Raw genomic sequence first — 14,197 nt, 5'->3', positions numbered from 1 at the left:
GCACCCCCCACCCCTTAGGCACTCAAGACCGCAAAACCCGAGCCCAATCCTCCGGCACCCGCCCCGCAGGACCGGGCGCCGGCTGATCCACCGGATGACTCGCAGGCGCCGCAAGCTCCGGCCCCTCCTCGTACAACTGCGAACTGGAGAAGTCCCAGAACCACCCCTCACCCGGCTCGAAACTCCGGATCACAGGATGCCCGGTGGCCTTGTAATGAGCCGTCGCATGCTTGGCAGGCGAATCGTCACAACAACCAACGTGCCCACACTCCGCACACCGCCGCAGATGGAACCACCACCCGCCCACCTCGTCGCACTCCACGCACCCCGTGCCACTCGGCGGAACACTCGGGTCGATTCCATTCGCACTGCTCATACGGACTCCTCGGAGGTCTCGTCGGCCGCGGCGGTGAGCGGAAGCAGAACCTGGAACCGGGTGTCGCCGGGCTCGGACTCCACCTGCAAGGTGCCGTGATGCTTGTTCACGACGATCCGCCAGGAGATGTCCAGCCCCAGCCCGGTCCCCTCACCCACCGGCTTGGTGGTGAAGAAGGGATCGAAGATCCGGCCCCGGATGTCCGCCGGCACCCCGGGTCCCGTGTCGCGGAACTCGACCAGCAGCTGATCCCGCTCCAGCGCCGTCCGCACCGTCAACGTGCCTTCGCCACCGGCGCTGTTGATGGCATGCACCGCGTTGTCGATGAGGTTCGTCCACACCTGGTTGAGCTCGGCCGGGTAGGCCGGAACCTTCGGCAGCGTACGGTCGTAGTCCTTCACGACCTGGATCCGCGAGCCGATCTTGCCCGACAGCATCAGCAGTGTGCTGTCGAGGAGTTCGTGGACGTCGGCGTTCTGGTAGGGCGCGCGGTCGAGCTGGGAGTACTGCTTGGCCGCGTCGACCAGGTGCGAGATGCGCGTGGTCGAGTCCTCGATCTCGTCCATCAACAGCTCGGTCTCAACCGTGTAGTTGAGCCAGCCGATGGCCCCCGGCAGGATCTCCGGGTCCACCGCGGCCGCGACCTGGTCCAGCCAGTCGATGTCGAGGCCGGCCTGCACGAAGGTGGGTGCGAGCCGCCAGCCGTCCGGGATGCCGTGGTCGTCGAGCCAGTCGGTGACGGCGTCCTCGCGGTCCGCGGCCTCCAGCGGGCTCAACGTCGGTGCCTTGGCAACGCGTTCGGCGGTGCGCTCCTGCACCTCGATGAGGTTGGCGAGCGCCTCGCGCGGATACGGGCCGGAGGAGATGACGGCCAGCTTGTGCCGCATCTTGCCGACCCGCTCCCGCAGGGTCGCCGTGGCCCGGACGGCAGCCGCCGCGGGGTTGTTGAGCTCATGCGTCAGCCCCGCCGACAACGAGCCCAGCGCCAGCAGCCGTTCCCGCTGCCCGATCGCCCGCTGTGTGCTCTTCGACCCGAAGAACAGCCCCTCCAGCAGATGCACCGCCATCGGGAACCAGTCCTGCATGACGTTCGCGAACGTGTCCGCGGGCATCACGAAGAAGCGCGAAGTGTCCGTCACCCGCATGGAGTTGTTGTAGACCTGCCGGACCCGGTCGCCGAGGTAGGACTGCATGGCGCCGCAGTACACCCCGGGCTGCGCGGTCCGGGTGACCTCCACGTCGTCACCGCCGACCCGCCGCGACAGCACGAGCCCGCCCTCGATCATGACGTAGAAACAGGTGGCCGGCTCGCCCTCGGTGTACACGGGCCCGGGCTCGAACTTCTCCACCCGCCCCTCGCTGCACAGCCGCCCCAGCTGTTCCGGGGTGAGCTTCTCGAACAGGAACAGCGACCCGATCTCCTGCGGGCTGCAGGGCATCAACTGCCCGCTCACGACTGCTCCAGATACCGGTGTACGAGCATCACGGCCATGGCTCCCTCTCCGACGGCGGACGCGACGCGCTTGGCGGACTCGGCACGTGCGTCGCCCGCCACGAACACGCCGGGAATATTGGTCTCCAGGTGGTACGGCGGCCGGTCCAGCTCCCAGTCCGCCGGCGGCCGCCCGTCCGCGGTGAGGTCGGGCCCGGCCAGGATGAACCCGTGCTCGTCGCGCAGCACCGTCCCGTCCAGCCAGTGGGTCAGTGGGGCGGCGCCGATGAACACGAACATCCACTGCGCGTCGACCAGTTCGGTCTGCCCACTGTCCATGTCCCGCAGGGTCAGCTGCTCCAGGTGGTCGGAGCCGTGCGCGGACTCGACGACGGTACGCGCGCGTACCGAGATGTTCGGCGCCTCGTTGATCTGCTGGATCAGGTAGTACGACATCGACGCCGACAGGTCGGCACCGCGCACCAGCAGCGTCACCGACTTGGCGCCCCGGGACAGGTACATCGCCGCCTGTCCGGCCGAGTTGGCGCCGCCCACGATGTACACGTCCTGCCCCTGGCAGGAGGACGCCTCGGTGAGCGCCGAACCGTAGAACACCCCGCAGCCGGTGAGGTCGTTGCAGCCGGGCGCCTCCAACTGCCGGTAGGACACGCCGGTCGCGAGGATCACACTGTGCGCGGCGACCGCGGACCCGTCCGAGAAACGCACCGTGCGCGCGGCCCCGTTCACCTCGAGCCCGGTCACCTCGCGCGCGGTGAGGACCTCCGCGCCGAACTTGCCCGCCTGACGCCGGGCCCGCTCCGTGAGCTGGGCGCCCGACACGCCGTCCGGGAAGCCGAGATAGTTCTCGATCCGCGAGCTCTGCCCGGCCTGGCCACCCGTCGCCGACCGCTCCACGAGAACGGTCCGCAGCCCCTCCGAGGCCCCGTACACCGCGGCCCCCAGCCCGGCGGGTCCGCCGCCGATGACGACCAGGTCGTAGAAGTCCGCCGCCGGTGTCGTCGCCAGCCCGACCCGCGCGGCCAGCTCGGGGGCCTCCGGCTCGACCAGCGGATCCCCGTCCGGCGTGATCACCAGCGGCAGCCGCTGCCCGTCCGCCCCGGCCGCCGCAAGGAGCCGCTGCCCCTCGGGCTCCTCCGCCGAGTACCAGCGGTACGGCACCTGGTTGCGTGCCAGGAACTCCCGCACGTCCGAGGACCGCGCCGACCAGCGGTGCCCGACCACCTTGGTGCTGGGCACCGGCCGGAAGTCACTGCACCGCCACGCCTCCAGCAGGTCGTCCAGGACCGGATAGAGCTTCTCCTCCGGCGGATCCCACGGCTTGAGCAGGTAGTGGTCCAGGTCCACGACGTTGATCGCGTCGATCGCCGCGCTGGTGTCCGCGTATGCCGTCAGCAGGACCCGCCGTGCCCCCGGATACACGTCCAGGGCCTGCTCCAGGAACTCGATGCCGTTCATCTGCGGCATGCGGTAGTCGGCCAGGATCACGGCCACGAGGTCACCGCGCAGCTTCAGCTCCCGCAGCGCGTCCAGCGCGGACTCGCCGGACTCCGCGCGCACGATCCGGTACGACTCGCCGTAGCGCCGTCGCAGATCGCGGGCGACCGCCCGGGACACTCCGGGATCGTCGTCCACGGTCATGATGACGGTCCGCGCTGCGTCGGACGCCTGTGCCATACGTCTCCCACCCCGAGTGGTCGGACCGACGGCGTGGTGAGCCCTGTCGCAAAGACGGTCACCGCGCCGGCTCCCGCCCATCGTATGTTCGATCGTCCCGCTTCGCTCCGGTATAACGCTTGCGGCGAACGCTCAGGGGCGCCGCGAGGAGAGCACGCAGAACTCGTTCCCCTCCGGATCCGCCAAGGTCACCCAGGACTCGTCGCCCGTCTGTCCGACGTCCGCATGGCGTGCGCCCAGCGCCAGCAGCCGCTCGACCTCCGCGTCCCGGTCGTCCGGGCGGAAGTCCAGATGCAGGCGGTTCTTGATGGTCTTGCTCTCCGGCACCTGGCCGAAGAGCAGTCCTGGCAGGCGGTCCTTCTCGGGCCGGATCTCGAACTCGTCGGCCGAGTCGTTCACCACGACCCAGCCGAGCGCCTCGGCCCACCAGCGTCCCAGCGCGACGGGGTCGGCCGAGTCGACGATCACTTGCTCCCATTCCAAGGCCATGGGCCGAGCCTAGTGAAGACTGGGCCCGAGTGACCTGACCACGAGACTCGGAGGCAGCCCCATGACCCGCCCGATCACCGCAGGCGTCGACGGAACCGACGAGAGCATCGCGGCACTGGACTGGGCGGCCCGGGAGGCGGTCCGCCGCGGGCTCCCGCTGCGGGTGGTGCAGGCCTGGCGGTTCCAGCCGTACGAGGCGATCGACGCGGCGGACCCGGACACGCAGGCCGAGTGGGTGCGGGACGCGGTCGCCGAGGCCGCCCGTACCGTCCAGGGCCGGCACTCCGGTCTGGAGGTGACCACGGACGTCCTGGAGGGCGAGGCACCCGAGACGCTGGTCGGCGCCGCGGCGGAGGCCGAGATGCTGGTGCTCGGCGCGCGTGGGCACGGACCGGTCGTCGGGTTCCTGCTCGGTTCCGTCGGCCAGCAGGTGATCGCCGAGACCACGCGGCCGGTGGTGCTGGTCCGCGCCGACGACCAGCCGCCGGCCGAGGCCGCCGGCCGCGAGATCATCGTGGGCCAGGAGGGAGACCCGGAGGACAGTGCCGAAGCGCTGCGGTTCGCCTTCGAGACGGCGGTCGCCCGCGGGGCCGGGGTCCGTGCGGTGCGCGTCTGGACGCTGCCGCCGGTGTTCGCGTACAGCCCCGGCTCGATGAAGCTCCTCGACGAGGCGGGCGGCCTGGAGCCGTACGAGAGGAAGGCTCTGTCGGCGGCGCTCCAGCCGTGGCGGGAGCGCTTCCCGGACGTGCCCGTGGTCGAGCACCTGGAGATGGGCAGCGCGGGGCAGGTGCTGCTGTCGGTCGCCGGCCGGGCCCAGTTGGTGGTCGTGGGCCGCCGCGCGCGCCGTACGGCCGTGGGCGCGCGGATCGGCTCGGTGGCGCACGGGGTGCTGCACCACGCGCCCTGCCCGGTGGCCGTCGTCCCGCACGACCGGGTCACTCCGGAGTGATCGGCTCCAGGGTCTCCCGCGCCTTGGGCAGCACGTTCTCGATGTAGTCCGCGACCGCCGTGTCCAGGCCGATGTCGTGCTGGGCGCGTTCGGACAGGTACCAGCGGTGTTCGAGGAGCTCGTGGTAGATCTCGGCCGCGTCCATCGACCCGCGCTGCTCCAGCGGCACGGCCCGGACCGTGGGCCGGAAGACGTCCCGCACCCAGCGGTGGGCGAGCACCTCGGGGCGGGCGGCGAGGGGGTCGCCCGGGGCGTAGTCGTCCTGGGTGGCCATCCAGCTCTCCAGGTCGTTCAGGAGCCGCCGGGCCTGGTTCTCCTCCGTGTCCAGGCCGGTCAGCCGGAGCAGCTGGCGCTGGTGGTGACCGGCGTCGACGACCTTGGGCACGAAGGTGACCGTGTCGCCGTTGGAGGAGTGCTGGATCTGCATCTCGGCCACGTCGAAACCGAGCTCGTTCAGGCGCCGGATCCGGCGCTCGATGAAGTGGTACTTGCCCGCCGGATAGACCGAGGTGCGGGTCAGCTCGTCCCAGAGGTCGCCGTAGCGGGCGCAGATCTCCATGCCGAACTCGATCGGGTCCACGGAGGGGTGCAGCGCCCCCGACGCCTCCAGGTCGAGCAGCTCGCCGCTGATGTTCACGCGCGCGAGATCGAGGTCGTACTCCCGCTGCCCGGTGCTCAGTTGGGGGTGCAGATCACCGGTCTCGGCGTCCACGAGGTACGCGGCGTAGGCGCCCGCGTCACGCCGGAACAGGGTGTTGGAGAGCGAGCAGTCGCCCCACGCGAACCCGGCCAGGTGCAGCCGCACCAGCAGCACGGCCAGGGCGTCCATGAGGCGGTGCATGGTGGCCGGCCGCATCGTCGTCTCGAACATCGAGCGGTACGGCTGCGATCCGCGCAGATGCCGGGTGATGAGCACCGGCTCCAGCGGGGCGCCCTCGCCGTCGTTGCGGCCGGTGACCACGGCGAGGGGGTCCACGGCGGGGATGCCGAGCCGGTCCAGGTCGCGCAGCAGCTCGTACTCGCGCAGGGCGGGCCGCTCGGCCAGCTCCTTGACGGCTATCACCTCGTCGCCGGCGCGGGCGTAGCGCACCACGTGCCGGGAGATGCCGCGCGGCAGCGGGACCAGGTACTCGTCGGGCCAGTCCACCAGCGGCAGGTGCCAGGGCAGGGCCAGCAGGAGCGCGGGATGCTCCGGGTTCGTAGCGCTGATCTGCAGTGCCATGGCTCGCGTGTCCTTGCCTCGCGGGTGATCGTCACCTCACCTTAGAGGCTCTCCAGATCGCTCATCCGCGCGAGTACGGGCAGTTTCCACAGCGCGTCGGCGATCGACTCGGCGCGAGGGCGGCCGAGGAACGCGGGTACGAGCTCGTCGAACTTCTCCTTCAACTCGTCGTCACTCAGAGGATCGTCGGGGTCTCCCTTGCGGGTCAGCCGCAGTCGTTCGCGCGAGGTGCCGTGCCGGTCGGTGATCCGGACCCGGGCGGCCCGGCGGCCGGGGGCCAGCTTGTCCAGCTCCGGGTCGACCCGGGTCGTGGTGCGCGCCATGAGGGTCCGGATCAGGGGATCGCGCAGCGCCTCGGGCGCAAAGGCGCGCAGCCGTACGCGGCCCAGTACCAGAGCGGCGGCCACCGTGTAGGCCAGGCTGAACCTGGCCTCCTCGGGCTCGACGGGATCGGCGCGGCCGGCGACGCGGGTCGCGGTCTCGTACGTGTCGATCTCGATGCCGGCGATCTCCTCCACCCGTATGCCGTCGGCGCGCAGTTCGATCGCCGCGTCGATCGCGGCGAAGGTGTGGCCGCAGCAGGCGTGGTACTTCACTGTCGTGGCCGTGACGCAGAACGGATCACCCAGTCCGGAGACCGAGAGCCCGGTGATCCCGGCGGTCGCGACGCCGAAGCCGGCCGGCCCCTCCAGCACGTCCAGGGCACCGGCGAGCCCCTTCCCGGCGGCGAGTGCGGCCATCACCCCGGCCTCGGCCGCGTGCCCCGCGTGCAACGGTTTGCCCGTGGACGGCGAGCGGAAGGTCTGCTGGAGGCCGGCGGTCATGGTCGCGGCCAGCGCGAGCGCGCCCGCGAACCGGTCGGCGTCCAGCCGGAGCAACTCGGCGGCCGCGGCCGCCGCGCCGAAGGTGCCGACCGTTCCGGTGGTGTGCCAGTTGCGGTAGTGCTCCGGTCCCACGGCGAGCGCGATCCGCGCGCCGACCTCGTACCCGATGGTCACGGCACGCAGGAAGTCCTCACCGGAGGAGTCGAGTTGGTCGGCGACCGCGAAGGCGGCGGCGATGGTCGGGGCGCCGGGGTGATAGAAGGCGTCCCGGTAGATGTCGTCGAGTTCGGCGGCGTGCGCGGCGGTGCCGTTGAGCAGCGCGGCCGTGCGTACGTCGGTGGCCCGGCCGGAAGGGATCAGCCGCGCCGGTCCGGGGCCGGGGACGAGCGCCTCGGTCAGAGCGCGGGCGGCACGCGTGTCGGCGCCCGGGACCGTGGCCGAGACCCAGTCCACGGTCGCGCGCACCGCCGCGTGCCGCACGTTCTCAGCGAGCGGCGTCGCTCGCTGAGCTACCGCGAACTCGGCCAGTTCCGCGACGACCGTCATGTCGGCTCCTCCAAGAGCTGCTAGAACTGCGCCTCGTACTGGGCCGGGTCGATGCGCGCTTCTATGAGCAGGGGCCTGGTCAGGTCCGCCAACCCGGCCGTCGCCTTCTCCAACTCCACCACCGACGTCACCCGCACTCCGTCGCACCCCATCGACCCCGCGAGCGCGAGCAGGTCGATGTCGTCCAGCCGGGTCGCCGTGCCGGGATAGCCGAGCGCGCGCTGCTTGAGCTCGATGCGGTTGAGGCTGCCGTCGACGAACACCACGACCGCGAGCCGCAGTCGACGTGCCGCGGCGAGCCGGAGTTCGGTCGCGGCCATCGCGAAGCCGCCGTCCCCGATGAGGGCGACGACGGGAACGTCACCGAGGGCGAGCTGCGCGCCGATGGCCCCGGGCAGCCCGAAGCCCATCGAGGACAGGCCGTTGCTCATGAGGACGCTCCGCGGCCGACTGGCCTGCCAGCCCTGCCCGACGAGGAGCTTGTGCGAGCCGACATCGCAGGTGGCGACGGTTTCCGGGGGAGTGGCGGCGCGTACGACGTCGATGACGTCGGTGGGGTTGAGACGACCGGCGACCCGGCCCGCGTAGTAGGCCGTGCGCAGCCGGTCCCGGTGGGCCGCGATCTCCCGTTCCTGCCAACGGGGTTCGCCCCACCACCCCTCCGCGAGCCAGTCCAGGCTCGCGGAGACGTCTCCCACCACCTCGCAGTCGCTGGGGTAGACCTGGTCGACGTTGGGCGTGGTGTCGACGTGCAGCACCGGTACCGCCACGGACCACGGCCTGATCAGCTCGACCGGATCGAAACCGGCGGCGACGACGAGGTCGCTGCCCGCGAGGAAGTCCCACAGCACCTGGTTGCACGCCATGTCGAGGACACCGGCGAAGAGTGGATGGTCCTCCGGGAACACCCCTTTGGCCATCGGGGACACCACCACCGGGGCCCCGACCCTCTCCGCCAGCCCGATCAGGGCTTCGGACGCCCCGCACCGGGTCGCGGCCGCCCCCGCCAGCAGCACCGGGCGCCGGGCCGAACGCAGCAGTGACGCCGGGTCCGGTCCGCCGACGGCCCGTTGCACCCGTACACCTCCCGCGGCCCCGTCCAGCGGGGGCGACTTGACGACAACGTCCGCAGCGGGCGCGGCGAACGTCTCGGCGGAGCCGGTGAGATGGACGGCGCCCGGCCGTTCGGCGACGGACAGGCGCAGCGCCTTGCGCAGCACCGCGTCGGCGGACCGGGGGTGAATGCGTCCGGCCCACTTGGTGACCGGCGAGAACAGCAGCTTGTGGTCGACGACTTGGTGAGTGACCAGGTCCTCGCGGCCGGCGTCGATCTGCCCGGAGATCGCGAGCAGCGGCACGCGGTCCCAGGTCGCGGCGGCCACCCCGTTGACGATGGAGGTCGAGCCGGGCCCCAGCGTCGACAGACAGACACCGGGCCGCCCGGTCACCATCGCGTACGCCTCGGCCATGAACACCGCGGTGCCCTCACGGCTGCCGAGCACGATCTCGACGTCGAGGGCGCGCATCGCCTCCATCAGCTCGATGATCGGGTCGCCCGGGTAGGCGAACACGAACCGGGCCCCCGAGGCACGGACGTGCTCGGCCACCACCGCGGCGGTATTGCCCATGTCAACGCTCCAGGTTGTCGTGGTGGATGGACAGCATCCGGAAGATCCAGTGGACGAACTTCGTGTACGGGGAGACCCCGAACGCCGTGGCGACCGCGCCCACATGGAGCAGGAGCAGCGGCCCGAAGACGACGGTCTCCCGCAGCAGCAGGGTGAGCATCCCGGTCGCGGCGAGCACGAGCAGCGCCCACAGGAACCCACTGCCGCCGGCGCGCACCCACAACCCGGTCCCCCCGACGAGCATGGCGATCCCGCCGACACTGCCGCTGATCACCGGCACGGACAGCCAGGGGTACGGCGGTTGCGCGCCGAGCACGTTCTGAAGAACCGCCGCCGCCGCGGTCGAGAGGGCGCAGAGCCCGAAGCCGTACAGCAGTACCAGATGGAATCCGCGCCGGCCGGGTACCTCGCATCCCGCGCCGCCTCCTTCCATGTGCCGCAGCTGCACGGACTGTAGAAACGTCGTCCGCCAGACCCGGAGGCGCAACAGGTCGGCGAGACGGCCGTGGACATCGCGCCAGTACCGCAGCGCGGCCCAGCCGAACACACCGGTCGCCCACAGGCTCGGCGCCCCCACCGCGATCAGCAGCGGGACGTGCGGAAGGATCTCGTACGGGTCACCGGGCCGGTCCGCCACGACGAACCACCGGTCGGTGAACAGGCGTGACAGCAGGGCGAGTGCGAGGCAGACGGCGGCGAAGGCGAGGCCCGTGCCGAGCCGCCCCGGTGCGCGGTGCGGCCAGACGTAGCGGCGGTACGTGTCCGCTCTGACCTCGGCGAAGACGCTCGGGGGAGCCACCGCGAACTCGTGCGGCGGGGCGTACATGCACGCGCTGAGGCAGTCACCGCAGTCGTGGCAGAGGTTGGCGAGGTGGGTGATGTCCTGGAGTTCCAGTGTGGTCCGCAGCTCCAGCGCGGGCCAGACCGGGCAGTAACCGGCGCAGTAGCGGCACGAGTTGCAGACGGTGAGCTGACGCCCGGCCTCGTCGAAGAGGTCATCCGAGGGCATGGCGGGCCGCCTCCCGTCCCGCGATACGGCCCCACACGGTGCCGATGGTCATTCCGAACCCGGCGAGGTAACCGGTGGAGAGGATGTTCCCGGACATGATCTCCCCGGCGGCGAAGACGTTCCGGAAGACCCCGCCGTCCGCCCGGCGGACCCGGGCCCGGTCGGTGACCGCGACGCCGAGGTAGGTGAAGGTGATCCCGGGGCGCATCGGTACGGCGAAGTAGGGCGGCGTGTCGAGGCGCCTGGCCCAGTTGCTCTTCGGCGGGTCGAGCCCGGCGGTGGCCCTGCCGTCCGGCCGGGCCATGGTGAAGTCCCGGGACGGAGCGCCGCCCCGGTCGACCGCCGTGTTGAAGGCGCCGACGGTCTCGGCGACGGCCCGCTTGTCCAGGCCGAGCCGCTCGGCGAGCTCCTCGACCGAACCCGCGGTGTAAGGCCCGTACATGGGCGGCAGGAAGGTACCCTGCGCCTTCGCGTCCCACAGGGCGTAGGCGATCTGGCCCGGCTGCCCGGCGATGTTCCGTCCCCAACTGGCGTACCGCTTGGGCCAGATGTCCTCACCCTCGTCGTAGAAGCGGCGGCCGTCCCGGTTGACCACGATGCCGAACGGGATGGAGTCGATGCGGGTGGCGATCCCGCCGTCGTACTTCGGGCCGCGGGCGTCCACCGCGACGGCGTGGAAACCCCGTTCCTCGCCCGCCTGTTGGGCGCCCGCGTCCAGTAACTCCCGCAAGACACCGCCGTCGTTGTACGAGGGCCCGCGCACGTGGAAGCCCTGGGCCGCCGCGCCCCAATAGCGGCCCAGCCAGCCGAGGTTGGCCTCGAAGCCGCCGCTCGCGCAGACCACGGACGCGGCCGGGATGCGGCGACCGTCGTCGGTGTGTACCGCGGTGCAGGTCTCACCGGCCCATTCGAGGCGGGTGACCCGGCTGTCGTATTCGATGGTCACCCCGGACCGTTCGGCGGTCCGGTAGTAGGAGTTGAGCAGCGCCTTGCCGCCGCCGAGGAAGAACCTGTTGGTGCGGGCCAGGTTCAGGGTGCCGGACAGCGCGGGCTGCCAGTGGGCGCCGTGGGCGGCCATCCAGGCCGGCGCGGACACCGACTCGCGCACGGTCAGCTCGGCGAGCCGCTCGTCGCTCGGACCTTCGCCGACTCCGCAGAGGTCGCGCCAGAGTTCGGCGAAGGGGTAGGGGCCGGTCGTGAACCCGTCGCCGGTGTCGTGCACGCACCGGATGTTGCGGGTGTGCCGGCTGTTGCCGCCGCGGAAGTGGGTGGGCGCGCGTTCCAGCAGCCGCACCCGGGCGCCGGTGTCGGCGGCGGTCAGCGCGCTCACGACTGCCGCGTTGCCACCGCCGACGACCAGGACGTCGGTGCTCACGTCTCGCGCAGGTTCGAGGGGACGAGGGTGTCGTAGTCGGGGGTCTTGGTGATCAGGCCGGCCGACTTGTGGAAGGTGACGGCGGCGTCGAAGGAGGAGCGTTTGAAGGCGTTGGTCGCCGGGATCTCGCTCCTCAGCAGGGGGAGGAGTGCTTCCAGGGTGGCGTCCGGCATTCCGCTGCGGTACTCGGAGAGCAGCTTCTTGACCTCCGCCGTGTCGTTGCCGCGGATGTCCGTCTTGGCCCGCACGAGCGCCCGCTGGAAGGCGGCGAGTTCCTTGGCCTTCTTCTTCTGCACGCTCCGGGTGGTGAAAAAGACCCCGTGGGAGACGTCCACCAGGCCGGGAATGTCGCCCCGGCAGGGGGAGATGTACAGGGTGCCCGTGCCGGCCCCCTCCGCCTGCTGGGCCAGTGGCTGGGCGAAGGAGAGGGCGTCGACCTGGCCGTTCTTCAGCGCCCCGAGCGCGGCGGTGGGCTCGCTGCCCAGGTTGACCAGTTCGGCGTCCTTCTTCGCGTCCAGACCGACCTTGGCGAAGAGGTAGATGACGAGGGCCTCGGTGCCGCTGCCCGGTCCGGTGATGCCGATCTTCTTGCCCTTGAGGGACTTGGTCCGCTCCTCGAGCGAGGCGCTGACCGCGGCCCCCTTGAACTTCTTCCCGGTGATGATGTCGATGTAGTACTTGTCCACCAGGTCGGCGACCAGGCGGATGTCGTCCTCGATCTCCGACAGTTTGAAGACGTCGGTCATCACCCCGCCGCCCACCTGGATGCTGCCCGACTTCAGGGCGGCCGCCACCTTGGAGCCGTTGCCGAGGATGGGCGGCTCGTCGAAGGTGACGCCTTCGTCCTTGAAGTAGCCCTTCTTCGTCGCCACGAACAGCGGGAAGAAGGCGATCGACTGACTGACCTGCCCCACCGACAGCTTGCCGACCGCCGTCGCACCGGCGGACCCGCCGCAGCCCGTGCCGGCCAGGGCGACCGCTCCGGTCGCCAGCAGGCCCTTGACGAGTTGCCGACGGTTCATCTCCACTCTGGTCATTTCCGGCCCTCCAGTGGCTTCCAGCGGTTGGCCCTGCGGTCGATGAGGCTGACGATCAGGTTCAGGACGGTCGCGATCACGGAGAGGACCACGAGTGTGGCGAAGACGCCGGCCGTGTCGAAGTTGGCGGCTGCGTCGCTGATCAGGTAGCCCAATCCCCGGTTGGACGCGACCAGTTCACCGATGACCGCGCCGATCAGCGAGTACGGGACGGCGACCTTGAGTCCGGTGAGCAGCCCGGTCATCGAGCCGGGCAGGACGACTTTCAGTACGACGTCACGGCGTCGGCCGCCCATCAGCCGTACCGCGTCGATCAGTCCCCGGTCGACCTCCCGCACGCCCACGGCGGTGTTGAGGAACACCAGGAAGAACACGGTGACGGCGGCGAGCAGCACCTTCATCTGCAGGCCGATGCCGAACCAGACGATGAACAGTGGTGCCAGCGCCACCTTCGGCAGCGAGTACAGCGCCACGATGAACGGGTCGACCATGCGGTAGAAGGTCGGCAGCGAGGCGAGGACGAACCCGGTGACCGCGCCGGACACGGCGCCCAGCGCGAACCCGAGGACGACCTCCTTGAGCGTGACCCAGGTGTTGGACCAGAGCAGGCCGTCCCGCTGCCAGTCGCCCAGCCGGCGCGCCACGTCGAGCGGCCGGCTGGTGAAGGTCAGGTCGAACACCCGGCCCGCGCACACCTGCCAGGCGACCAGCAGCACCACGGCGAAGACCAGCCGACCGCCCCAGATGATCACCGTACGGCCGTGCTTCTCCCACCAGGTGCGGTTCAACGCGACGGTGACCGACTCCCCGGTCGTCCGCTCGGCGTTCACGGGTTTCTGCTCGTCGACCGTCTTCATCGCGCCTCCCGGAGCGCCGCGGTCATCTCCTTGTGCAGGCTGACGAAGTGCGGATCCACCCGCAGTTCGTCGGCGTCGCGCGGCCTGGGCAGATCGATCTCCTTGTCCAGGAGCACCTTTCCGATCCGGCCGAGCACCACGATCCGGTCACCGAGCAGCAGCGCCTCCTCGATGTCGTGGGTCACGAACACCACGGTCTGCCCGCTGTCCTGCCACAGCCGCAGCAGCTCGGCCTGGAGGACGAAGCGGAGCTGCGCGTCCAGCGCGCCGAACGGCTCGTCGAGAAGCAGGACCTCCGGATCGCCGGCCAGCATCCGGGCCAGGCTCGCGCGGCGCCGCATACCGCCGGACAGCTCGCGCGGGTAGTGCCGCTCGAAGCCGGTCAGCCCGACCCGCTCGACGAGATCCGTGGCCCGCCTGCGCCGCTCCTTGGCATCGACTCCCTTGATCTCCATGGGCATCTCGACATTGCGGACCACGTCGCGCCAGGGCATCAGGGTGTCGGACTGGGTCAGATAGCCGACCTCGGTCCGCGGACCGGACACCGGCGCGTCCCGGTACGTCACGGCACCCGAAGTGGGCGACATCAGCCCGGACATCATGTTCAGCAGGGTCGACTTGCCGCAGCCGCTGCGACCGAGCACGGTGACGAAGCAGCCCTCCTCGATCCCGAGGCTCAGATCGCGCAGCGCCAGGATCCCCAGGTCGTCCTTGACGAACTGCTTGGTCAGCCGGGTGACTTCCAGCACGCTGCCCAT

The 14,197-nt window shown here is 70.7% G+C and carries 13 protein-coding genes; 1 reads left to right on the top strand and 12 read right to left on the bottom strand.

The features are described 5' to 3' along the window. Nucleotides 1-22 precede the first annotated feature (22 nt). From ACQEWB_RS01655 to ACQEWB_RS01640, 4 genes are all read right to left on the bottom strand, one after another. Nucleotides 23-376: a UBP-type zinc finger domain-containing protein gene (locus ACQEWB_RS01655; RefSeq protein WP_432826221.1), complete on the bottom strand. Its 354-nt coding sequence runs from the start codon at nucleotides 374-376 to the stop codon at nucleotides 23-25. Beyond that, nucleotides 373-1,830, bottom strand: a complete 1,458-nt coding sequence (locus ACQEWB_RS01650) for an ATP-binding protein (RefSeq protein ID WP_432826219.1) — start codon at nucleotides 1,828-1,830, stop codon at nucleotides 373-375. Before ACQEWB_RS01650 ends, ACQEWB_RS01655 begins: the two co-directional genes overlap by 4 nt. Continuing rightward, the gene (locus ACQEWB_RS01645; protein ID WP_432826217.1) at nucleotides 1,827-3,503 is read right to left on the bottom strand and encodes an FAD-dependent oxidoreductase; all 1,677 of its coding nucleotides are present in this window, start codon (nucleotides 3,501-3,503) and stop codon (nucleotides 1,827-1,829) included. The genes ACQEWB_RS01650 and ACQEWB_RS01645 overlap by 4 nt, the downstream gene beginning before the upstream one ends. A 132-nt stretch (nucleotides 3,504-3,635) precedes the next feature. Beyond that, nucleotides 3,636-3,992 carry a VOC family protein gene (locus ACQEWB_RS01640; RefSeq protein WP_432826215.1) on the bottom strand — a complete coding sequence of 119 codons (357 nt, stop codon included), beginning with the start codon at nucleotides 3,990-3,992 and terminating at the stop codon, nucleotides 3,636-3,638. Between the two features lie 61 nt (nucleotides 3,993-4,053). On the opposite strand from ACQEWB_RS01640, the gene ACQEWB_RS01635 reads away from it, so the two are divergent. After that, nucleotides 4,054-4,941: a universal stress protein gene (locus ACQEWB_RS01635; protein ID WP_432826213.1), complete on the top strand. Its 888-nt coding sequence runs from the start codon at nucleotides 4,054-4,056 to the stop codon at nucleotides 4,939-4,941. Here the strand turns inward: ACQEWB_RS01635 and ACQEWB_RS01630 are convergent. From ACQEWB_RS01630 to ACQEWB_RS01595, 8 genes are read right to left on the bottom strand one after another with little or no spacing between them, the layout of a single operon-like run. Beyond that, on the bottom strand, nucleotides 4,928-6,163 hold the full coding sequence (locus tag ACQEWB_RS01630; RefSeq protein ID WP_432826211.1) for a DUF4032 domain-containing protein: 1,236 nt from the start codon (nucleotides 6,161-6,163) through the stop codon (nucleotides 4,928-4,930). The genes ACQEWB_RS01635 and ACQEWB_RS01630 overlap by 14 nt on opposite strands. 41 nt (nucleotides 6,164-6,204) lie before the next feature. Next, nucleotides 6,205-7,533, bottom strand: coding sequence for an MmgE/PrpD family protein (locus ACQEWB_RS01625; protein WP_432826209.1), 1,329 nt, complete (start codon nucleotides 7,531-7,533; stop codon nucleotides 6,205-6,207). Between the two features lie 20 nt (nucleotides 7,534-7,553). After that, a complete protein-coding gene (locus ACQEWB_RS01620; RefSeq protein WP_432826207.1) occupies nucleotides 7,554-9,161 on the bottom strand; it encodes a thiamine pyrophosphate-binding protein in 1,608 nt (535 codons plus the stop codon). 1 nt (nucleotide 9,162) lies between these two features. After that, on the bottom strand, nucleotides 9,163-10,170 hold the full coding sequence (tcuB, locus tag ACQEWB_RS01615; RefSeq protein WP_432826205.1) for a tricarballylate utilization 4Fe-4S protein TcuB: 1,008 nt from the start codon (nucleotides 10,168-10,170) through the stop codon (nucleotides 9,163-9,165). Beyond that, a complete protein-coding gene (tcuA, locus tag ACQEWB_RS01610; protein WP_432826203.1) occupies nucleotides 10,157-11,545 on the bottom strand; it encodes an FAD-dependent tricarballylate dehydrogenase TcuA in 1,389 nt (462 codons plus the stop codon). The genes tcuB and tcuA overlap by 14 nt, the downstream gene beginning before the upstream one ends. After that, on the bottom strand, nucleotides 11,542-12,582 hold the full coding sequence (locus ACQEWB_RS01605) for an ABC transporter substrate-binding protein (RefSeq protein ID WP_432826201.1): 1,041 nt from the start codon (nucleotides 12,580-12,582) through the stop codon (nucleotides 11,542-11,544). Before ACQEWB_RS01605 ends, tcuA begins: the two co-directional genes overlap by 4 nt. Then, nucleotides 12,579-13,439 carry an ABC transporter permease gene (locus ACQEWB_RS01600; protein WP_432826199.1) on the bottom strand — a complete coding sequence of 287 codons (861 nt, stop codon included), beginning with the start codon at nucleotides 13,437-13,439 and terminating at the stop codon, nucleotides 12,579-12,581. The genes ACQEWB_RS01605 and ACQEWB_RS01600 overlap by 4 nt, the downstream gene beginning before the upstream one ends. Further along, entirely contained in the window at nucleotides 13,436-14,197 is a 762-nt protein-coding gene (locus ACQEWB_RS01595) for an ABC transporter ATP-binding protein (protein ID WP_432826197.1), read from the bottom strand. Before ACQEWB_RS01595 ends, ACQEWB_RS01600 begins: the two co-directional genes overlap by 4 nt.

The sequence above is a fragment of the Streptomyces sp. CA-249302 genome (genome assembly GCF_050936785.1).
Lineage (GTDB): Bacteria > Actinomycetota > Actinomycetes > Streptomycetales > Streptomycetaceae > Streptomyces.
The sequence above is the reverse complement of the archived record's forward strand: the minus strand, read 5'-3'. Positions and strand labels throughout refer to the sequence as shown.

Coding starts and splice junctions, on each gene's coding strand:
- ACQEWB_RS01655 (WP_432826221.1), bottom strand. CDS start 376: ATGAGCAGTGCGAATGGAATCGACCCGAGTGTTCCGCCGAGTGGCACG.
- ACQEWB_RS01645 (WP_432826217.1), bottom strand. CDS start 3,503: ATGGCACAGGCGTCCGACGCAGCGCGGACCGTCATCATGACCGTGGAC.
- ACQEWB_RS01640 (WP_432826215.1), bottom strand. CDS start 3,992: ATGGCCTTGGAATGGGAGCAAGTGATCGTCGACTCGGCCGACCCCGTC.
- ACQEWB_RS01635 (WP_432826213.1), top strand. CDS start 4,054: ATGACCCGCCCGATCACCGCAGGCGTCGACGGAACCGACGAGAGCATC.
- ACQEWB_RS01630 (WP_432826211.1), bottom strand. CDS start 6,163: ATGGCACTGCAGATCAGCGCTACGAACCCGGAGCATCCCGCGCTCCTG.
- ACQEWB_RS01625 (WP_432826209.1), bottom strand. CDS start 7,533: ATGACGGTCGTCGCGGAACTGGCCGAGTTCGCGGTAGCTCAGCGAGCG.
- ACQEWB_RS01620 (WP_432826207.1), bottom strand. CDS start 9,161: ATGGGCAATACCGCCGCGGTGGTGGCCGAGCACGTCCGTGCCTCGGGG.
- tcuB (WP_432826205.1), bottom strand. CDS start 10,170: ATGCCCTCGGATGACCTCTTCGACGAGGCCGGGCGTCAGCTCACCGTC.
- ACQEWB_RS01605 (WP_432826201.1), bottom strand. CDS start 12,582: ATGACCAGAGTGGAGATGAACCGTCGGCAACTCGTCAAGGGCCTGCTG.
- ACQEWB_RS01600 (WP_432826199.1), bottom strand. CDS start 13,439: ATGAAGACGGTCGACGAGCAGAAACCCGTGAACGCCGAGCGGACGACC.
- ACQEWB_RS01595 (WP_432826197.1), bottom strand. CDS start 14,197: ATGGGCAGCGTGCTGGAAGTCACCCGGCTGACCAAGCAGTTCGTCAAG.